Origin of the sequence: Flavobacterium aquidurense (assembly GCF_002217195.1) — a bacterium.
In the GTDB taxonomy this organism is placed as follows: domain Bacteria; phylum Bacteroidota; class Bacteroidia; order Flavobacteriales; family Flavobacteriaceae; genus Flavobacterium; species Flavobacterium frigidimaris.
This window is the reverse complement of sequence record NZ_MUGR01000043.1, coordinates 1-21,504: the sequence shown is the minus strand read 5'-3', so window position 1 is coordinate 21,504 and position 21,504 is coordinate 1. Positions and strand designations below refer to the sequence as shown.

19 protein-coding genes are annotated in these 21,504 nt (G+C 34.9%); 18 read left to right on the top strand and 1 reads right to left on the bottom strand.

Going from position 1 to position 21,504, the window contains the following annotated elements; translation table 11 throughout:
- Window positions 1-105 precede the first annotated feature (105 nt).
- The 13 genes from uvrC to B0A67_RS20325 all read left to right on the top strand — a co-directional run bounded on the left by uvrC (window position 106) and on the right by B0A67_RS20325 (window position 17,369).
- Window positions 106-1,899 carry an excinuclease ABC subunit UvrC gene (gene uvrC / locus B0A67_RS20385; RefSeq protein ID WP_072964279.1) on the top strand — a complete coding sequence of 598 codons (1,794 nt, stop codon included), beginning with the start codon at window positions 106-108 and terminating at the stop codon, window positions 1,897-1,899.
- 8 nt (window positions 1,900-1,907) lie between these two features.
- Window positions 1,908-4,277 carry a patatin-like phospholipase family protein gene (locus tag B0A67_RS20380; protein ID WP_084074627.1) on the top strand — a complete coding sequence of 790 codons (2,370 nt, stop codon included), beginning with the start codon at window positions 1,908-1,910 and terminating at the stop codon, window positions 4,275-4,277.
- Window positions 4,278-4,586: 309 nt separating this feature from the next.
- Window positions 4,587-5,750 carry a homogentisate 1,2-dioxygenase gene (locus tag B0A67_RS20375; RefSeq protein ID WP_072964281.1) on the top strand — a complete coding sequence of 388 codons (1,164 nt, stop codon included), beginning with the start codon at window positions 4,587-4,589 and terminating at the stop codon, window positions 5,748-5,750.
- 123 nt (window positions 5,751-5,873) lie between these two features.
- The gene (gene hppD, locus B0A67_RS20370; protein ID WP_072964283.1) at window positions 5,874-7,034 is read left to right on the top strand and encodes a 4-hydroxyphenylpyruvate dioxygenase; all 1,161 of its coding nucleotides are present in this window, start codon (window positions 5,874-5,876) and stop codon (window positions 7,032-7,034) included.
- A 299-nt stretch (window positions 7,035-7,333) separates the two neighbouring features.
- Window positions 7,334-8,104, top strand: a complete 771-nt coding sequence (locus tag B0A67_RS20365; RefSeq protein WP_072964304.1) for a DUF3108 domain-containing protein — start codon at window positions 7,334-7,336, stop codon at window positions 8,102-8,104.
- Window positions 8,104-9,045 (top strand): tryptophan 2,3-dioxygenase family protein, encoded by a 942-nt coding sequence (locus tag B0A67_RS20360; RefSeq protein WP_072964285.1) that lies wholly within the window; start codon window positions 8,104-8,106, stop codon window positions 9,043-9,045. Before B0A67_RS20365 ends, B0A67_RS20360 begins: the two co-directional genes overlap by 1 nt.
- 22 nt (window positions 9,046-9,067) lie before the next feature.
- Window positions 9,068-10,288: a M23 family metallopeptidase gene (locus B0A67_RS20355; protein ID WP_072964305.1), complete on the top strand. Its 1,221-nt coding sequence runs from the start codon at window positions 9,068-9,070 to the stop codon at window positions 10,286-10,288.
- 39 nt (window positions 10,289-10,327) lie between these two features.
- Window positions 10,328-10,948 (top strand): hypothetical protein, encoded by a 621-nt coding sequence (locus B0A67_RS20350; RefSeq protein WP_072964287.1) that lies wholly within the window; start codon window positions 10,328-10,330, stop codon window positions 10,946-10,948.
- A 44-nt stretch (window positions 10,949-10,992) separates the two neighbouring features.
- The gene (locus B0A67_RS20345; protein ID WP_072964306.1) at window positions 10,993-11,334 is read left to right on the top strand and encodes a hypothetical protein; all 342 of its coding nucleotides are present in this window, start codon (window positions 10,993-10,995) and stop codon (window positions 11,332-11,334) included.
- 105 nt (window positions 11,335-11,439) lie between these two features.
- Window positions 11,440-13,083 (top strand): glucose-6-phosphate isomerase, encoded by a 1,644-nt coding sequence (gene pgi / locus B0A67_RS20340; RefSeq protein ID WP_072964289.1) that lies wholly within the window; start codon window positions 11,440-11,442, stop codon window positions 13,081-13,083.
- Window positions 13,084-13,404: 321 nt separating this feature from the next.
- Complete coding sequence (locus B0A67_RS20335; RefSeq protein ID WP_072964291.1) at window positions 13,405-16,254, top strand: TonB-dependent receptor; 2,850 nt, start codon at window positions 13,405-13,407, stop codon at window positions 16,252-16,254.
- 105 nt (window positions 16,255-16,359) lie between these two features.
- Complete coding sequence (locus B0A67_RS20330; RefSeq protein WP_072964292.1) at window positions 16,360-16,782, top strand: hypothetical protein; 423 nt, start codon at window positions 16,360-16,362, stop codon at window positions 16,780-16,782.
- Window positions 16,783-16,871: 89 nt separating this feature from the next.
- Window positions 16,872-17,369: a septal ring lytic transglycosylase RlpA family protein gene (locus B0A67_RS20325; RefSeq protein ID WP_072964293.1), complete on the top strand. Its 498-nt coding sequence runs from the start codon at window positions 16,872-16,874 to the stop codon at window positions 17,367-17,369.
- A 38-nt stretch (window positions 17,370-17,407) separates the two neighbouring features.
- Here B0A67_RS20325 and B0A67_RS20320 read toward each other — a convergent pair whose 3' ends face one another.
- The gene (locus tag B0A67_RS20320) at window positions 17,408-17,863 is read right to left on the bottom strand and encodes a DinB family protein (RefSeq protein WP_072964307.1); all 456 of its coding nucleotides are present in this window, start codon (window positions 17,861-17,863) and stop codon (window positions 17,408-17,410) included.
- A gap of 78 nt (window positions 17,864-17,941) precedes the next feature.
- Here B0A67_RS20320 and B0A67_RS20315 point away from each other — a divergent pair, with 78 nt between their 5' ends.
- The 5 genes from B0A67_RS20315 to nadD all read left to right on the top strand — a co-directional run bounded on the left by B0A67_RS20315 (window position 17,942) and on the right by nadD (window position 21,242).
- The gene (locus B0A67_RS20315; RefSeq protein WP_072964294.1) at window positions 17,942-18,295 is read left to right on the top strand and encodes an arsenate reductase family protein; all 354 of its coding nucleotides are present in this window, start codon (window positions 17,942-17,944) and stop codon (window positions 18,293-18,295) included.
- Window positions 18,296-18,567: 272 nt separating this feature from the next.
- A complete protein-coding gene (locus B0A67_RS20310; RefSeq protein WP_041518608.1) occupies window positions 18,568-19,428 on the top strand; it encodes a YicC/YloC family endoribonuclease in 861 nt (286 codons plus the stop codon).
- A 90-nt stretch (window positions 19,429-19,518) separates the two neighbouring features.
- Window positions 19,519-20,094, top strand: a complete 576-nt coding sequence (gmk, locus tag B0A67_RS20305) for a guanylate kinase (protein ID WP_072964295.1) — start codon at window positions 19,519-19,521, stop codon at window positions 20,092-20,094.
- Between the two features lie 74 nt (window positions 20,095-20,168).
- Window positions 20,169-20,591, top strand: coding sequence for a DoxX family protein (locus B0A67_RS20300; protein ID WP_072964296.1), 423 nt, complete (start codon window positions 20,169-20,171; stop codon window positions 20,589-20,591).
- 69 nt (window positions 20,592-20,660) lie between these two features.
- Complete coding sequence (gene nadD / locus B0A67_RS20295; protein ID WP_072964297.1) at window positions 20,661-21,242, top strand: nicotinate (nicotinamide) nucleotide adenylyltransferase; 582 nt, start codon at window positions 20,661-20,663, stop codon at window positions 21,240-21,242.
- Window positions 21,243-21,504 lie beyond the last annotated feature (262 nt).

Sequence of the window (21,504 nt, the reverse complement as noted above, 5' to 3'; positions counted from 1 at the left end):
TCTTTTGATTTCGTAAATTTGAAACTAAATCAGTGTTAAGCTTTTTTCATACAATCAGAACGATTTTTTAAAAATGCTTTTCAGGTACTTCAGAAATAAAACAGAATGCAAAAACCGTCTTTAGATCTTCAAATTCAAACCTTGCCGGATAATCCCGGTGTGTATCAGTATTATGATAAAGAGGGAAAGATCTTATATGTTGGAAAAGCCAAAAATTTAAAAAAAAGGGTTTCTTCCTATTTCAATAAAATTCATGATACGGCCAAAACAAATGTATTGGTCCGGAAAATTGTAACCATAAAACACATCGTCGTTCCTACCGAAACCGATGCGCTTTTGTTAGAAAACAATTTAATCAAAACCCTGCAGCCCCGTTATAACGTGTTACTGCGCGATGACAAAAGTTATCCCTGGATTTGTATTAAAAGAGAACCTTTTTCGAGAATATTTTCGACCAGACGAATGGTCAAAGACGGCTCTGAATATTTTGGACCTTATACCAGTTTCAAAACCGTACATACTATTCTGGAGTTAATCAAAGAATTGTATCCTTTGCGAACCTGCAATTATGATTTAAGTAAATCAAATATCGATTCCGGCAAATTCAAAGTTTGTCTCGAATATCATATTGGCAATTGCAAAGGCCCTTGCGAAGGCTTGGAACCTCTTGAAGAATACCAAAGACAAGTCGATGCAATCCGCGAAATCCTAAAAGGAAATTTCAAGGAAAGTATGAAAGATTTTAAGCGACTGATGAACCAATATGCTCAGGATTTACGTTTTGAAGAAGCACAGAAAATCAAAGAAAAAATAGAAGTTCTCGAGAATTATCAATCGCGATCAACGATTGTAAACCCCAAAATCACCAATATTGATGTCTTTTCGATCGTATCTGACGAAAGTGCCGCTTATGTCAACTTTCTTCAGATCTCGCACGGATCAATTATTCGCTCGCATACTTTAGAAATGAAGAAAAAACTGGACGAAACGGACGAAGAACTATTAGAACTGGCGATTATAGAACTTCGCGAACGTTTTCAGTTACTATCAAAAGAAATCATTGTTCCGTTCGAAATGAATTTGGGCGAAAACATCAAAACAACCGTCCCGCAGCTTGGCGATAAAAAACAGATTCTCGATTTATCGATTCGTAATGCTAAGTTTTACAGAATTGAACAACTCAAACAATTGCAGATCGTAGATCCGGACCGACATACAAATCGCATCATGGCGCAAATGCAAAAAGACTTGCGTTTGCCGGTTGAACCGCGACATATAGAATGTTTTGATAACTCGAATATTCAGGGAACAAATCCCGTAGCAGCCTGTGTGGTTTTTAAAGATGGGAAAGCAAGCAAGAAAGATTATCGTCATTTTAACGTAAAAACCGTTGAAGGCCCTGACGATTTTGCTTCAATGACCGAAATTGTTTACCGTCGCTACAAAAGATTATTAGACGAGAACCAGCCTTTGCCACAGCTTATTATTATTGATGGTGGAAAAGGACAGCTTTCTGCTGCCTTAAAAAGTATCGATGCTTTAGAATTACGGGGCAAAATTGCTATTATCGGGATCGCAAAACGCCTCGAAGAATTGTTTTATCCCGGAGATTCAATCCCGTTATATCTCGATAAAAAATCCGAAACATTAAAGGTAATTCAGCAATTGCGAAACGAAGCGCACCGATTCGGAATTACCTTTCATCGCGATAAACGAAGCAAGGCAGCACTTAATTCGTCTGTAGAAAGTATACCAGGAATAGGCGAAAAAACGATGCTCACGTTAATACAACATTTCAAAAGTGTTAAAAGATTGAAATTGGCCACCGAAAAAGAAATATCCGAGGTCATTGGTGCATCAAAAGCCAAAAAAATTGTCGACTTTTACAAAACCAACTAGCTATTTTTATGCACCAAATCCAGCTGTCCATTTCAAATACTCGGTCAAATCGATTTTTTTCTACTTTAAAAAAAGGAGCCTCTAAAGTTGCTCTTTTTTTACAGGAAAAAATATCAATTTGTCACTCGCAGTTTTCCATTTCCATCTGGGGTGTGCAGTTGGCTCTTTTCACGATTTTATTATTAAATCCACAAAATATTTTTTCACAGGAAAATATCGAAAAAGCAAAACAAGACGAAGCCAAAAGACCTAAAATTGGACTGGTTTTAAGTGGCGGTGGCGCAAAAGGATTTGCACATATCGGAGTTCTGAAGGTTCTGGAAGAAGCCGGAATTAAAATCGACTATATTGGCGGAACAAGTATGGGATCTATCATTGGAGGTCTTTATGCTTCTGGTTACAATGCCTCTCAAATTGATTCTATTTTTAAAAGAACCAATTTTGATGAACTTATTAATGATTATATTCCGCGTTCATCCAAAAACTTCTACGGTAAAAAAAATGATGAATTGTATGCCATTGTTTTGCCTTTCAGCAATTTCAGGGTGGGAATTCCTGAGGCACTTTCAAAAGGAATGTACAATTATAATTTATTAAGCAGCCTTACCCGAAATGTACGTCATGTACGCGATTTCAATAAACTGCCAACCCCGTTTTTATGTATTGGTACCAATATCGAAACCGGCGAAGAAGTCTTACTGAACAAAGGCAATCTGGTCCAGGCCATGATGGCAAGTGCCGCATTTCCTTCGTTATTTACGCCTGTAGAAATCGACGGGAATTTATTGGTTGATGGTGGTGTGGTTAACAATTATCCTATAAAAGAAGTGCGTAATCTTGGTGCAGACATTATTATTGGTGTTGATGTTCAGGATGATTTACTGAGTCGAAAAAGCCTTAAAAATGCTACCCGAATATTAGTTCAGATTACCAATCTGCAGTCGATTGATAAAATGAAAAGCAAAATAAAAGACACGGATGTTTATATCAAACCAGACATTCGTGACTATGGCGTTATTTCATTTGACAAAGGAGAAGAAATTATCCGAAAAGGAGAAGAAGCTGCTTTTGCCGTTTACGAAAAAATCAAAACGTTATCAAACGAAAACAATTTTTATAAAAAACCAAAACTAAAAATTGCTTCTGACACCTTAGAAATCAAAAAAATAAACAGCGAAATACTGGACAATTATACACGAGAATACATTCGCGGAAAACTTCGTTTTAAACCCGGAAGCACGATTACCTACGATGATCTTAAAACCGGAATCAACAATCTGAATGCTACTCAAAACTTTAGTGCAATCTCTTATTGTTTAGAACCGGACGAAAACCAGGACGATCTCGATCTTGTCCTGAAAGAAAATCCAACACAGACGTATCTAAAACTGGGATTGCATTATGACGGACTTTACAAAAGTGCCATTTTATTGAATCTGACGCATAAAAAAACATTCCTGAAAAATGATATTACGTCACTTGATATTATTCTGGGTGATAATTTCAGATACGACTTTAACTATTATGTCGAAAATGGTTTTAATATTAGTTTCGGTTTCAGATCCCGAATGAATCAGTTCAATCGTAATGTTACAACCAGCATCAGCAATTTATTCCAGGAAAATCCAAATGTAAATTTGATTAATGTCGACTTTATGGACATTACCAACCAGGCGTATTTCCAAACGATTTTTGTCCAGAAATTTTTAATGGGTGGTGGTCTTGAGTATAAATACCTGAAAATAAACTCACCAACTCTTGCTAACGCTGAAAACATTATCGAGAAGAGCAACTATGTAAGTCTTTTTGGTTATTTGAAATACGACTCTTTTGATAATAAATATTATCCGCATTCCGGATTGTATTTTTCCGGAGAGGTACAAACGTATTTAGCATCTTCAGATTACACGAAACAATTCAAACCTTTCTCGATCGCAAAGGCTGAAATCGCTTTTGCCAAAACTTTATTCAAAAAAGCAACCATTAAAGTTGGAGCTGATGCCGGATTTAATATTGGTAGTGACAGTGTACCGTTTTTCGATTTTATATTAGGAGGTTATGGTTACAGTAAAATAAATAATTTTAATTATTTCTACGGATATGACTTTTTAAGTATTGCCGGAAATAGCTTTATTAAAACCGACATTACTTTAGATTACGAAATTTTCAAAAAGAATCATGTCAACCTTTCAGCTAATTTCGCCAATTTAGGCGACGATATTTTTACAACGGTTGACTGGGTTTCAATGCCTAAATATTCAGGATATGCGGTTGGTTACGGGTTAGAAACCATAATTGGCCCAATTGAGATCAAACAATCATGGTCTCCGGAAATGTCTAAAAGCTTTACTTGGTTCAGTATCGGATTCCAATTCTGATACAAATACATTAAAAAAGCACTTTCATAAAGATCCCGTTATTTTATACTAAAAAATATCTTTCGCATTTTTTTAACGTTAATAATTGATATAATATATAATTTAAATCAATAAAAATTACGACATTTGTTATAATGAAAACAAAATGGACAGGTTTATTAGAGTATCTTCAATTCCTTATCAAGAGAAATCCTGAGTAAAACTACCGAATTGAGATAATTAGTCAATTACAATATTGATATAATTATCTGTTCACACAATTCAAATTTTTCGAATTATCTAATTTACAAATTATCTAATTGAAAAGCCATGCCATTATATCATAAACTCGGAAACTTTCCTCAAAAAAGACACACCCAATTCGAAAAGCCTAACGGAGGTTTTTATTACGAACAATTATTTGGTACCGAAGGTTTTCACGGACATTCCTCACTATCTTATCATGTTCACAGACCAACGCAGGTTAAAGAAATTTTAAATTCTTATTCCGTTGAACCCAAAATTGCAATCGGAAAAAACATAAAATCATTACTTTTTAAAGGTTTTGAATTAAAACCTGAAAACGACTTTCTAGACAGCCGAAAAGCCATGCTAGTCAACAAAGACTGCATCATTGGACTTGCCGCACCAAAAGAATCGCTTCGAAATTATTTCTATAAAAATGCCGATGCCGATGAAATGCTTTTCATTCATAAAGGAAAAGGAAAACTAAGAACCATGTTAGGGAACATTCCTTTTGAATATGGTGATTACCTGATTATCCCAAGAGGTATTATTTATCAAATAGATTTTGAAACGACAGAAAACAGGCTTTTTTACGTAGAATCGTATTCTCCTTTCTACACGCCAAAACGTTACAAAAACCAGTCGGGTCAGCATTTAGAACATTCTCCATTTTGCGAGCGTGATTTTATTTTGCCTAATGAACTGGAAACACACGACGAAAAAGGTGATTTTTTAATTAAAATCAAAAAAGAAGGCATGATTCACGAAGTAGTATATGCCACACATCCTTTTGACGTTGTGGGTTGGGACGGATACAATTTTCCATACGGATTTTCGATTCATAATTTCGAACCAATAACGGGACGCGTTCACCAACCGCCTCCGGTACATCAAACTTTCGAAACGGCCACTTTTGTCGTTTGTTCCTTCTGCCCAAGACTTTACGATTATCACCCGAAAGCAATTCCGGCACCATACAATCACAGCAATATAGATTCAGACGAAGTCCTGTATTATGTAGACGGCGACTTTATGAGCCGTAATAATATCGAGCAGGGACATATCACTTTACACCCAAAAGGAATTCCGCATGGTCCGGCGCCTGGCGCAATGGAACGCAGTATTGGTCATAAAGAAACCCACGAATTAGCTGTTATGGTTGATACTTTCAGGCCACTTATGGTTACAGAAGAAGCAATGGGATTAGATGATGGGCAATACTATAAGTCTTGGACGGAAGCCCCCTAACCCCCGAAGGGGGAATTAAAAATTCTTGACACGATTAAAAAGAATCTAAGATTAAAATATTTATAACTAAAATCCTATTTACCCCTAATAGGAATTCCCCCTTCGGGGGCTAGGGGACTTATCATGAGTAAAGAAGTAAAATCAGTAGAATACGGATTAGAAAAAATCTTCGAAGGAGCACAAGACTTCCTTCCTTTATTAGGAACAGATTATGTAGAATTCTACGTAGGAAATGCAAAACAATCGGCACATTATTACAAAACAGCGTTTGGTTATCAATCATTGGCTTATGCCGGATTAGAAACAGGAGTAAGAGACAAAGCTTCTTATGTTTTGAAACAAGACAAAATAAGAATTGTTCTAACGACCCCTTTGAATGCAGATTCTCCAATAAATGAGCATTTAAAAAAACACGGTGACGGAGTAAAAGTTGCTGCTCTTTGGGTTGAAGATGCCAGAAGTGCTTATGAAGAAACTATGAAGCGCGGCGCACGTTCTTTTATGGAACCAACAGTAGAATCAGATGAATTTGGAGAAGTGGTTCGTTCCGGAATTTACACGTACGGAGAAACCGTTCATATTTTTGTAGAAAGAAAAAACTACAACGGTGTTTTCTTACCGGGTTATAAAGAATGGAAATCAGATTATAATCCGGCACCAACAGGATTAAAATATATCGATCACATGGTAGGAAATGTGGGTTGGAACGAAATGAATACCTGGGTAAAATTTTACGAAGATGTTATGGGATTCGTGAATTTCTTATCCTTCGATGACAAACAAATCAATACTGAATATTCGGCTTTGATGAGTAAAGTAATGTCAAACGGGAACGGAAGGATTAAATTCCCAATCAATGAACCGGCAGAAGGCAAGAAAAAATCACAAATCGAAGAATATTTAGATTTCTATGGCGGACCGGGAATCCAGCATATTGCCATTGCAACAGATGACATTATCAAAACCGTTTCTGATTTAAAATCAAGAGGTGTCGAATTTTTATCTGCTCCGCCGCATACCTACTATCAGGCAATTCCTGAAAGATTGGGCGCACACATGGGAATGATGAAAGAAGATATAAATGAAATCGAAAAACTGGCGATAATGGTAGACGCGGATGAAGATGGGTACTTATTACAAATATTTACCAAGCCGGTTCAGGACAGACCAACGCTTTTTTTCGAAATTATTCAACGAATGGGAGCAAAAGGATTCGGCGCAGGGAACTTTAAAGCCCTTTTTGAGTCAATTGAAAGAGAACAAGAATTGAGAGGTACATTGTAAAATCGCAATATTTTTGCATTATGCAGAAAAATTCTCTATAAAACGATGGTTTTTATGCAAATGTTATGTTAAACTCGAATTTTGCTATTTATTTTTTAAACTTTCCACATACCTTTGCACTCGCAAATCAAGAAGGGGTGGTTTCCTTCTGAATTGATATAAATTTCATAATTTATAGTTTTTTGGTTAGTTAATAGCATAAAAACTCAGTCATTCCTTGACTGAGTTTTTTTGTTTTGGTACATTTGGAATAGAATTTGCATTTCTTTATCTTTATAATGAAATGTAAAAATTGTACTATGAAAAAATTAATCCTCATCATGTTAATTCTCACGACCCTTAGTTTCGATACTCAGAAGGAAGATTCTTTTGACACTGGGGAATACTTTAAATTCCGAATTCACTACGGAATTGTAAACGCAGGTTATGCCACACTTGAAATAAAAGACGCTACAATAAGCAATAAAAAAGTATTTCATGCTGTTGGCAAAGGTTATACCACCGGAATGTCAAAATTTTTCTTTAAAGTAGAAGATGTATACGAAAGTTATTTTGACAAACAAACCGGAAATCCGTATCGTTATGTCCGAAAAATTAACGAAGGCGGCTACACAAAAGACCAAGAAGGTTTTTTTAACCAAAACGACAACAAGGTTTTAGTAAAAGACTACAAGCGTAAAACCGAAAAAACAATTATGGTAACGGATAATGTTCAGGACATTATTTCGTCTTTTTACTATCTGAGAAATCATCCTACTATCGACAAACTTAAACCAGGCGAAGCGGTAACAATTGATATGTTTTTTGACGACGAAATCACAAAATTTAAGTTAAAATATGTAGGCCGTCAAGATATTACAACTAAATTTGGAACCGTTTCTACCATGATGTTTAAACCTCTGGTACAAACAGGAAGAGTTTTTAAAGAAAAAGAAAGTGTAACACTCTGGATCACAGACGACGACAACAAAGTTCCGGTTAGAATAAAAGCAGATTTGGCAGTGGGATCACTCAAAGCCGATCTTGACGAATATAAAGGATTAAAAAATCCATTTAAAGTAAAAAAATAATGAACCCTACTGATCATTCAGAATCAATTTTAAAAGAAATTGACCTTAAATTCCAAGCTATAAATCAAAAAACTGAGGTTCAATTAGAAGGATTACTTTGGTCAAAACCAATTACTTATTGGGATTACATTCAAACTGATGCGCTCTTAAGTTTACAAACACAACGCACGACGCTTCCTGACGAAATGGTTTTTATCATGTACCATCAGGTAAACGAATTGATTTTTAAAATGATCCTGTGGGAAATTGACCAGATAGCAGACGCCGAAAATATTCAGGTTGCTTTTTTTAGCGAGAGATTATCAAGAATCACCCGATATTTTGATATGCTGACGAATTCTTTCAGCATTATGGAAAACGGAATGGATGTAGATCAATATATGAAATTTAGAAATACACTGACTCCTGCCAGTGGTTTTCAGAGCGCACAATACAGATTAATAGAATTTGCTTCGACTGACGTAATCAATCTAACAGATCGCAGATACAAAGAAAACTTTGACGAAAACACGGATTTAGAAACGAGCTTTGAGCATTTGTACTGGCAGGCTGCCGGAAAAGATTATCAGACAGGAGAAAAATCGTATTTACTTCAGGAATTCGAAAAGAAATACAAAGGTCAGTTTTTAAGACAAATAGCGACGTTTAAAACCAAAAATATCTGGCAAAAATTCACGCAATTACCTATCGAAGACCAACAAAACCAGGAACTAATTCAGGCTATGCGCCATTATGATAAAACCGTGAACATTACCTGGGTAATGCAACATCTGAATACCGCAAGAAAATATATTCTGGAAAGCGGTAAAGGCAATGGTGAAGCGACGGGAGGTAGTGACTGGCAAAAATATATGCACCCAAAATACCAAAGACGCATCTTTTTTCCTAAATTGTGGACCGAAGATGAATTGTACAATTGGGGAAACGAAACAACCATTTAATTTCCTGAAAAAATTTAAAAGTTTGAAAAAAGCATTCGTACTGATAATTATATTATTCTCACTATTTTCATGTAATAAAACCGCTGAAAAAGTTGAGATTAAAGTCACTAAACCAAAAGCAAAAAAAGTAGAATTTGGATTTAATTATGCTGATTTTAATGTTCTTCATGACACGATAAAAAAAGGAGACTCTTTTGGCTCTATTATACAGCGTCAAAATATTGGCGACAAGAAAATTTTTGATGTCGTTGAGCAAATCAAGGATTCTTTCAACGTAAGAACGATTCGATATCACAAACCGTACACTCTTCTTCGTTCTAAAAACAAAACTAATAAACTTCAGGTTTTTATTTACCAGCCGGATGCACTGACTTATTACGTTGTTGACTTTAGAGACAGTATCGCAAAAGCTTACAAAAAAGTAAAACCGGTTACTCTAAAACGCAAAATCATTGGCGGCGTTTTAAAAAGTTCATTGTCTGAAACTTTAGGCAACGAAAGTGTAGAAGCAGCATTAGCGAGCAGAATCACAAAAGTGTTCTCATGGTCTATTGACTTCTTCAAACTAAAAAAGGGAGACCGTTATGGTTTAATTTTTACAGAACGCTTTATAAATGGCAAAACCTATGATGGCGTTGAAGACCTGGAAGCGGCATTTTTTGAATACAAAGGAAAAATAATATATGCTTTCCCCTTTAAAAAAGACACCCTTTCCGGAAAAGTAGAATATTATGATGATCAGGGAAAAACACTGAAAAACTTTTTCCTGAAAACACCAATCAAGTTTAGCAGAATCACTTCCCGATTTACTGCAAACAGGTTTCATCCGGTTCAGCACACCTGGAAAGCGCACAAAGGAACTGATTACGCTGCACCAACAGGAACACCAATTTCAACAACTGCTTCGGGAGTGGTAGAAACAACAGGATATACAGCAGGAAACGGAAACTTTGTAAAGGTAAAACACAACGGAACTTACTCTACTCAATATTTACACATGTCCAGAATTTTAGTAAAACGAGGACAAAGAGTAACGCAAGGTCAAACTATTGGATTAGTAGGAAGCACAGGATTAGCAACCGGACCACACGTTTGCTACCGTTTCTGGCAAAACGGAGTTCAGGTTGATGCCCTAAGACTGAACTTACCAACGGGAGAATCTTTGACAGGAAATGACAGAACCCGTTTTATGAAACAAATCGAGCCGCTGAAAAGAGAACTGGATAGTATTGGGAATTTGTAATTTTTGTATTAAAAATTCAATTCTAAAAATAGAAGAATTATGAAAAACGCTCGTCTTAAAGCAATTTATAATGAAACTTTTTCTGGCTTAAAACTATTTTACAGAGACACTACTCTTTCTGACGATCTAATTTCAAATTACAGAACCGGACAAATCATTCAGGAAAAAGGTTTTACTGATATGACTTCTATGGGTGGAGGACTTTCGGGCAATTTAAGGTATTTAATTGCAAGTGCCCATCCAAAAGATTTATCGAAATTCAATCCTGATTCGGCAAAAATCGGTCACTTTTTATTAGATACTATTGCTTATTTTAAAGTATTGGATGTTTATAAAATCCAAAACAAAACACAGGTCCTTCTTTTAAACATTCCCGATAATGCTTTATTACTTCTAAAAAATTCAACTTCAAACTTAGAAGAAGAAATCATAGAAAAAGCACGAAAAAAATTCAGTGATAAAATTGATTTAGATTTAATTCCGGAATTACAAACTGAAAGCTGGAAACAAAGAACAAAACCTCCTATTGGAATGAATGATACTGGAGAACTATTTTTTGATGATTCTAAAATTAAAACTGAACCATTAAAAAGAATAGAGATTGATATTGTTAAGAAAACAATAGAAATTAATAAAAAACCATGGTGGAAGATTTGGTAAAAAAAACGTTATTTCAAAACAATATCCCACCCAATCACTTCTTAATGAAACGAGCTCTTTTACTACTTTCTTCAGCACTAACAATTGCATGCTCTAAACCAAAGGCTTTTATTCTAAATGACACAGAAGAAAACAAATATTTCGCATTAGAATTGGTCAACAATGCCTTTAAGAAAGATCAAATTGGCGAATGTCCCTTAATTGTAATCAACGGAATTCCTTTTGAATACAACAAAGAACGGGACACGATTCTATTACCTCTCAAAAAAAACGAAATACTCAGTTTTGATTTTTTAAACATAAACAGTAGCCGCATCGTATATAATGACAAAGAAAATGATGGCGCTGTTATCATAACCACAAAATCAAAAACCAAAAGTCCATAAATCGTTTTCGTAACTATTTGTTATATAATTGTGAACCCATACCCTATTAAAACTAATTTCAGTATTTTTGTTTTTTATAACCACATTCTCAATTAAACAAATAAAATGGCTTTAAACACAACAAACCCAACCGGGACTGAAGCGTGGAAAAATCTGCAAAATCACTATAACGCAATTCACGAAACTACGATACAAGAACTTTTTCAACAAGATAATACCCGTGTTGAAAAATTCAATTTACAATGGAATGACTTTTTGGTAGATTATTCTAAAAACAATATCAGCCAGGAAACCATCTCTCTTTTATTAGAATTAGCCAATTCAATTGGATTAAAGGATGCGATTGCCCAATATTTTGGCGGAGCAATTATCAACCAGACCGAAAACAGAGCAGTTTTGCACACGGCATTACGTGCACCGGAATCAGCAGTGATAAAAGTTGACGGAGAAAATGTAATTCCAGAAGTTTATGAAGTAAAAAATAAAATCAAACAATTCAGCCACGAAGTTATTTCGGGAGAAAGAAAAGGTTTTACAGGAAAGACTTTTACTGATGTAGTAAATATCGGAATTGGAGGCTCTGATCTTGGACCGGTTATGGCAGTTGAAGCTTTACAATTTTATAAAAACCACCTGAATCTTCATTTTGTATCGAATGTCGATGGTGACCATGTTAATGAAGTAATTAAAAAGCTGAACCCTGAAACAACACTTTTCCTTATTGTTTCTAAAACTTTTACTACTCAGGAAACCTTATCCAACTCAGAAACGATTAAAGAATGGTTTTTGAAATCAGCTTCTCAGGAAGATATTGCAAAACACTTTGTGGCAGTTTCTACCAACATTCAAAAAGTAACTGAATTTGGAATCAATCCGGACAATGTTTTCCCGATGTGGGATTGGGTTGGAGGAAGATTTTCTTTATGGAGCGCTGTTGGTTTAAGCATCAGTCTTGCAATTGGTTTTGATAATTATAATGATTTATTGAAAGGTGCCAACGAAATGGACGAACATTTCAAAACGGCAGAATTCGACGAAAACATTCCGGTAATCTTAGCTTTATTGAGCGTTTGGTACAATAATTTCTTTGGTGCTGAAAGCGAAGCTTTGATTCCTTACACACAATATTTATCTAAACTGGCTCCTTATTTGCAACAGGCCACTATGGAAAGCAACGGAAAAAGTGTTGGCCGCGACGGAAAACCGGTCAACTATCAAACCGGAACTATTATCTGGGGAGAACCGGGAACCAATTCGCAGCACGCCTTTTTTCAATTGATTCACCAGGGAACGAAATTAATCCCGACTGATTTTATTGGATTTGTAAAACCATTATACGGAAACGAAGATCATCACGATAAACTGATGTCTAACTTTTTTGCACAGACAGAGGCTTTATTAAACGGAAAAACAGCAGCACAAGTTCAGGCTGAATTCGACAAACAAGGACTTGCTGCAGAAAAGGCATCTTACTTATTGCCATTTAAAGTTTTCGCCGGAAATAAACCAACGAATACTATCTTAATTCAGCAATTAACTCCTAAAAATTTAGGATCATTAATCGCTTTATACGAACACAAAATTTTTGTTCAGGGTGTGATCTGGAACATTTTTAGCTTTGATCAATGGGGAGTTGAACTAGGAAAACAATTAGCTAACTCTATTTTACATGAAATTAACACCAGGACTGTGGAAAATCATGACAGCTCGACTTCATTTTTACTCCATCACTTCCTGAAGAATAAATAAAACATAATAAAAAGTTTTTCGCAACAAACTGAAACGCCTTGATTTAACAGAAATTAAGGCGTTTTTTCGTATAAATATACCCCGAAATACCCCTAAAGCACTGATTATTGCAAGTTTAGCACTACAAGACAATATGAATCATTACGATTTTAACAAATTATAGGCTCAAAAATTCAAAAAATCGTTATTTTATTTAACAAAAAAAGAAAAAATCATTTTAATGCGCAACACATTAGATAAAACTTATTTTTCTTAACATTTTGATAACACTATCTGATTAAAATGTTATAATTTTGCCAAAAACAATAAACTAAATAACAAATGAAGACAATGAAAAATTGGTTACTCACTGGACTATTGTTCATGATTGTTTCAACCGCATTTTCTCAAGGAAAAATTACAGGTATGATTACCGACGGTAGTGGTTCATTACCGGGAGCAAACGTAGTGATCAAAGGATCTACAACTGCTACTTCTACAGATTTTGATGGTAAATTTACTCTCAGCGCAACAACAAGTACCGGAGAAATCGTTATTTCTTTTTTAGGTTACGAAAACAAAACTGTAAAATTTTCAGTATCTGGTGGCACAACTACTAACTTAGGAACAATCGTTTTAACTTCTAATTCAAACGAATTAAGCGAAATTGTTGTAAAAAGTACAGTTGTCGATATTGCAAAAGACAGAAAAACTCCTGTAGCAGTTTCTACAATTAAAGCTGCTGAAATTCAGGAAAAATTAGGAACTCAGGAATTTCCGGAGATCTTAAGAAACACTCCTTCAGTATATGTTACTAAATCAGGTGGTGGTTTTGGAGATTCAAGAATCAACATTCGTGGTTTTAACCAAAACAACATTGCTGTTATGATCAACGGTATGCCGGTTAACGACATGGAAAACGGTTCTGTTTACTGGAGTAACTGGGCAGGTTTATCTGATGTAACATCTGCTATGCAGGTTCAAAGAGGTTTAGGAGCTTCTAAACTTGCAACTCCTTCAGTTGGAGGAACTATTAACATTGTAACAAAATCTTCTGACAAAAAAGAAGGCGGATCTTTCGCTTCTGGTTTTGGTAACGGAAGAAACTTCAAAATTCAGGGTTCATACAACACTGGAAAATTAGACAACGGTCTTTCTGCTTCTATCTTGTTATCTCAAACAATGGGAGATGGTTACGTTAACGGAACTCAATTTGAAGGTTCTAACTATTATGTAGCTTTAGGATATGCAAACAAAAGCGGTAAACATGACTTTCAACTTACTGTAACTGGTGCTCCACAATGGCACAACCAAAGATCTACTGCTTCTACAATTGCTACTTACCAACAATATGGTAATAATGGTGATCCAAACATCAGATACAATGCTGATAACGGATATTTGAATGGTTCTGAATATAACATCAGAAAAAATTACTACCACAAACCTGTTGCTTCTTTCAACTGGGATTATAAAATCAACGAAACAACTAAACTTTCTTCTGTTCTTTATGCTTCTATGGGACGTGGTGCAGGAGCTAGTGCATCTGGAGGAATTAAAGGAAAAGGATACAATGACCTTGTAGCTTTCAGAACTCCGGACGGTTTAGTAGACTATGATAAAATCTATGCTTATAATGCTGGTCAGCCAGTTACTATTGGAGGAATGACTGGTCTTCAACAAAGACAACAAATTGGTGGTGTTTACCAAAACAGTTCTTACTTTAATGCAGGTTCAGATGTAAATAATTACAACCCGCAAACAAACACTAATACTTCTGGTATTTCACAAACTTCATCTATCAACTCTCATGACTGGTTTGGTGCAGTAATCAACTTAAACAAAAAATTATCTAATACATTGACTTTAGATTTTGGTTTTGACGGAAGAACTTACAAAGGATACCACTATACAGTTTTGAACAACCTATTAGGTGGAGGTGAGTATTATGACAATTTTATTGCTGATCAAAAACCAGCTGGTAGACATCTGACTACAACTTACGATACTGATGTTCAATGGAATGTTTTCCAAAAGAAAGATTATGAGAAAATTTCATTCAACAGTACTGGTAATGTAAAATGGTACGGTGTATTTACTCAATTAGAATATGCTAAAGACAACTTAACAGCATTCGTTCAGGGAGCTATATCACAACAAGGATACAAAAGAGAAGATAATTTTGTTTACACATCAACTGATCCTTTAGCAGCTACTCCTTACAAAAACCTTACAGGTGGAAACGTAAAAGGTGGAGCTAACTACAACATCAACGAGAAAAACAATGTTTATGTTAATGCTGGATACTACTCAAGACAACCGTTCTTTAACTCAGTTTATCCAAACAACAAATCTACTGTAAACCCTAATCTTACTAACGAGAAAATCACTGGATTTGAAGCTGGTTACGGTTTCCGTTCAAGATTCTTTAACGCTACGGTAAACGTTTACAATACTACATGGAATGACAGATACTTAAAAGGTAACGCTCTTCCAGCTTCAGCAACTGTTGTTGCTAACTCAACTTACACAGAATATGTAGGTCTTAACGAAGTTCACTCTGGAATTGAATTTGAAGGTAGCTCAAACATTACTGACAGATTAAAAGTTACAGGTATGTTCTCTTACGGAATCTGGGAATACAAAGGAAATGCTACTGTAAATGCTTACAACCAGTCAGACAATACTCCGGTTGCAGGATATACTGCAGCAACTGTATACATGGACAAAGTAAAAGTAGGTGATGCTGCACAAATGACTGCCTCTTTAGGAGCTTCTTACGAAGTTGTAACAAGAGTAACTGTTGATGCTAATTACAATTACAATGGTAATTTATATGCTGGATTAAGCCCGGTAAACTTTACATCTCCAACTAATAAAGGAGCATTAGAATTGCCTTCTTACGGACTGATGGATGCTGGTTTCTCTTACAAAATGTTAACTGGTAAAAACAAAGACAAATCTTTAAACTTCAGATTGAACGTAAATAACGTTCTTGACAAAATTTACATTGCTGAGTCCAGAACTAATACTTTTGCTGATGATAATCTTCCTGTCGCTACTGGACAACCAGTTGGATCAAAAGGAACTTACGCTTCAAACGGAATGCTTTATAATGGGGTTGCTAACGTGAATCAAGTATTCTTCGGATTTGGAAGAACATGGAACTTTACTCTACGTTACGATTTCTAATATTTAGAATCTAAATAAATACCAAAAAACGGCATTGACTTTTAGTCTAATGCCGTTTTTTTTATGCCTTTTTTGCTATATTTGTTTCAACAAAAAAATTAATTTATGTACCATTTTCTACAAAAATTCCATTCTGGCTGGGCTTATTTAGCACTTTTACTTTTATTAGTTGCAGTTGTAAATGCTATCATTGGTGTAACATCAAAAAAAGATTTTACTGCTAAAGACCGCAAAATTGCATTGTTCGCCTTAATCGGAACGCATACCCAATTATTAGTTGGCTTGATTCTTTATTTTGTGTCTCCATTAGGGAAAGCCGCTTTTGGACAAATGTCTAACGCAGAATTAAGACTTACTTCCTTAGAACACCCGTTAATCAACCTTATAGCGATCGCCCTGATCACTATTGGATGGTCAAAACATAAAAAATTACTTAATAGCGAAGCTAAATTTAAAACTTTTGCTATCTATTACGGATTAGGATTATTACTTATTTTAAGTAGAATTCCATGGAACTTATGGTTCTAAAAACCAATTAAAGCCCTAAAATCATAGGGCTTTTTTTATCTCGGCATATTATTTGTACAAACTCCCCAAGTCTGAAAAAAGAATAACCCATGAGAAGTAAAAAACACATTATACTCACAACACTAACCATAACCTTTTTAAGTTGTTTCACTTATGTCATAAGTCAAACAAAACCAACAACAGAACCTAAACCAAAAATCATTCTGGATACAGTAAAAATGGTAAAACCAGACATACTTGCCCTTCCGGTTGATTCTGTATTTACAGACAAAGGTTTAAAATTAAAGCCTTATAAAAAGAATGCCCACGCTTCTTACTACGCAGACCGATTTAACGGAAAAAAAACAGCTAGCGGAATCAAATTCAATAACAGCAAATATACCGCAGCACACAAAAAACTGCCATTTGGTACCCGAATAAAAGTAACCAATGAAGCTAACGGAAAATTTGTCATCGTTAAAGTCACAGATCGTGGTCCGTTTGTAAAAACAAGAGAACTTGACTTATCGAAAAGAGCTTTTATGGAAATCGCCAAAAACAAAGGTGCCGGCGCTATGAAAGTAACAATCGAAACTATAGTAGAATAAAAAAATCCCGTCAAGCAATAGCGCGACGGGATTTTCTTTTAAACAAACTTTCTAATACTCATTATAATTCCGGTATGAATTCCTTCATGGAAATTATTAAAATCTAAAGCTCCGTTTATATTTTTAAGCGTAAAACCCAGACTTGTAGTATACTCATGATAATCAACAAAAACCTCATTCTGGAAATCCTTTTCTGTCTGATGTAAAGTTGCAGAAAGCAATCTTCGGATTTCATCGACCTCAGCTTGCGAAACATCACCTTCTGGTTTAGTCCCTTTTTTGTATTTGGCGATAAATTCATCTGAAGCCATTGTTGGCAAACCGGATAACTTATAAATTAGAACTTGTTGGGATGATATGCAATGCCCAATATTCCAAATCAAATTATTACTAAACCCTTGCGGAATTTTATTCAATTGCTCTAATGAATGATGATCTAAAACCTTCGACAGAATTGCTCTAATAGTTTTTTGTACTTCAAAAACTGAATTCATAATTTTATTTTTTTTTCTAAAATTAGGCATTTTTCAGTTTTAAATGAATTTTCTTTGTAGTCTCTTAAATTAAAAACAATGAATAAAGTATATTACCTAGCCTCGTGCGATACGTGTCGAAAAATTATTAAAAGTTTGCCTAAAGACAATAATCTGGTTTTTCACGACATCAAACAAAATCCTATTACTGAAGCAGAACTGGAGGAAATGCATAAGCTTGCAGGAAGTTACGAAGCTTTGTTCAGCAAAAAAGCACAATTATATAAATCGATGGATTTAAAAAATAAGTCTTTAACGGAAGACGATTACAAAAAATACATTTTAGAACATTATACGTTTATCAGTCGTCCGGTTTTTATTATTGATGAGAAAATTTACATTGGTAATACACAACCTGTGACATTGCAAGTGACGAAAGCTTTAGAAAAATAAAAAGTTAGCCACGAATTTCACGAATTTACACGAATTATTTGTTGAGCTTAAAAGTTGCCACAGATTAAAAAGATTCACACAGATTGGTAAAATCTATAAAATCATTTAATCTGTGGCAAAAGAGAAATAATGAATTCGCACTAATTAAATTCGTGTAAATTCGTGAAATTCGTGGCAAAAAAACTTTAAGTCGTTCAGCATAAAACAGATTAGCGAATTACAGCGCAACACAGCAAAGTTTTATTTATCTTTGCGCCTTTATACTCAATTATATGATACAATCTATGACAGGGTTTGGCAAAGCTTCTTTGCAATTGCCTACAAAAAAAATTACCGTTGAAGTAAAATCCTTAAATAGTAAAGGTCTCGATCTGAACGTAAGAATGCCGTCGCTTTATCGCGAAATGGAATTAGGTTTAAGAACTCAGATTTCTACAAAATTAGAAAGAGGAAAGATTGATTTCGGAATTTACATCGAAAGTACGTCTGAACAGACTTCGACTAAAGTAAATGTACCTGTTGTAAAAAACTACATTGCTCAGCTAAAGGAGGTCTATCCTGATGCCGATGAAACTGAATTAATGAAAATGGCGGTTCGTATGCCTGATACGCTAAAAACGGAACGCGAGGAAATCGATGAAAACGATTGGGAACAAATTCAGGTAATCATTGAAGAGGCATTACAAAACATTTTAACCTTTAGAAAAGACGAAGGTGAATCTCTTGAGAAAGAATTCAACTTAAGAATTGGAAATATCCGTCAATATATGAATGATGCTTTGGCTCTTGATCCGGAACGCGTTCAGGCTATCAAAGACCGTTTGCAGACTGCAATTTCTGAATTGAAAGTAAATGTGGATGAAAATCGTTTCGAACAGGAATTGATTTATTATTTAGAAAAACTGGATATTACTGAGGAGAAAGTGCGTTTAACGAACCATTTAGATTATTTCTTAGAAACTATAAAAGGCACTGAAGCCAATGGTCGTAAATTAGGTTTTATTACTCAGGAAATGGGTCGCGAGATCAATACTATGGGTTCTAAATCGAATCATGCTCAAATGCAGAAATTGGTGGTGATGATGAAAGATGAATTGGAAAAGATCAAGGAACAGGTTTTGAATGTGTTGTAAACGCAATACGCTTTAAGCTATAGGCTATAGGCAGAAAAACGAAACGAATAAAGCTTAAAGCGTACTGCTTAAAGCCTAAAGCATAAATTAATGAACAAAGGAAAATTAATTGTTTTCTCTGCACCATCCGGATCAGGAAAAACAACTATAGTAAGACACTTACTTGGGAAAGAGGATTTAAATTTAGAATTTTCAATCTCAGCGGCTTCACGCGACCCACGCGGAGAAGAGGAACACGGAAAAGATTATTATTTTATTTCGCTGGAAGAATTCAAAAAACACATTAAAGCCGAAAATTTCCTGGAATGGGAAGAAGTGTACCGCGATAATTTTTACGGTACTTTAAAATCGGAAATTGAACGCATCTGGGCTTTGGGCAAAAACGTGATTTTTGACATTGATGTTGCCGGCGGATTGCGTATCAAACACAAATTTCCGGATCAGACTTTGGCTGTTTTTGTAAAACCTCCGAGTGTAGATGAATTGAAACGCAGATTAAAAGAACGTTCTACTGAAAGTGATGACAAAATCAATATGCGAATTGCAAAAGCCTCTGTTGAATTAGCGACTGCGCCACAATTTGATACAATTATCAAAAATTACGATTTAGATACAGCAAAAGAAGAAGCGTATCAATTGGTAAAAGCTTTCGTAAATAAGGATTAAAGACCCCATAAACAATACTATTTTACAAAAACAATCGTTAGCATTGGATGTAAACTGCTATTAATATTTGTATTATGATTAATTTATTTGAAATAAAAAGAAACGAAAATTACCTGAGTATCATCATTCTTGTCATTAGAATAGCTATTGCAACCTTAATGATTTCTCACGGATTATCTAAACTGAACATGCTTTTAGCAGGAGGTGAAATTCAATTTCCTGACCCGCTTGGAGTAGGAAAAACAGCTTCTTTAACTCTTGCAGTTTTTGCAGAAGTAGTGTGCTCCTTTTTTCTTTTCATTGGTTTAGCCACAAGATTAGCCACTCTGCCCTTAATAATTACAATGCTGGTTGCTGTATTTGTTATTCATGGTGCTGACCCAATCGATGTAAAAGAAATGGGAATTCTGTATTTACTGTTTTATGTGCTTCTTTTGGTTACCGGAAGCGGTAAATTCTCTATTGATTATTTGATTTCAAAAAAGAATCGTTACTAAGCTATTTTTTAATACCACAGCATAATTAAATAGAACAATTACTATTTGAATTATGAAAAAATCTCTTTTATGAAGATAGGCCTTTATTTCGGAACGTATAATCCCATTCATGTTGGCCACTTAATTATTGCCAATCATATGGCGGAGTTTGCCGATTTAGATCAGATTTGGATGGTTGTTACGCCGCATAATCCGTTAAAAAAGAAAGCTACATTATTAGACGATCATCAACGATTAGAAATGGTTTACCTGGCTACAGAAGATTATCCAAAAATTAATCCTTCAGACATTGAGTTCAAATTACCTCAGCCTAATTATACGGTAAATACTTTGGTTCATTTGCATGAAAAGTACCCAACGCATGATTTTTCACTGATTATGGGTGAAGACAATCTGAAAACACTGCATAAATGGAAAAACTATGAAGTTCTTTTGGAACACTATGACATTTATGTTTATCCGAGAATTTCTGAAGGAGAAGAAAATATTGAATTAAAATCGCATCCTAAGGTTCATATTATTGATGCGCCAATTGTTGAGATTTCTTCTACTTTTATCCGAAACAGCATTAAGGAAGGAAAAAATATTCAACCACTTTTACCTCCTAAAGTCTGGGACTATATTGATCACAATAATTTTTATAAGAAATAAAAAAAGCTATCCGAAAAATATTTTTGGATAGCTTTTTTATTTAAAATTGAATTTCCTGACAATCTTGTCATTTCGAGTAACGAGAAATCCTCGCAAGAAACTCTACAAAGATTGACTATTAGGAACGGAGCTACTTGCAAGGATTTCTCGTTACTCGAAATGACAAACTGGTGCGATAAATACACATTGGTGACGGGCTAAAATCCGTTGAAGGCAACGAATGATAAAAAAAGACAACAAAGAAGGAGCCGTCTCAAAACAA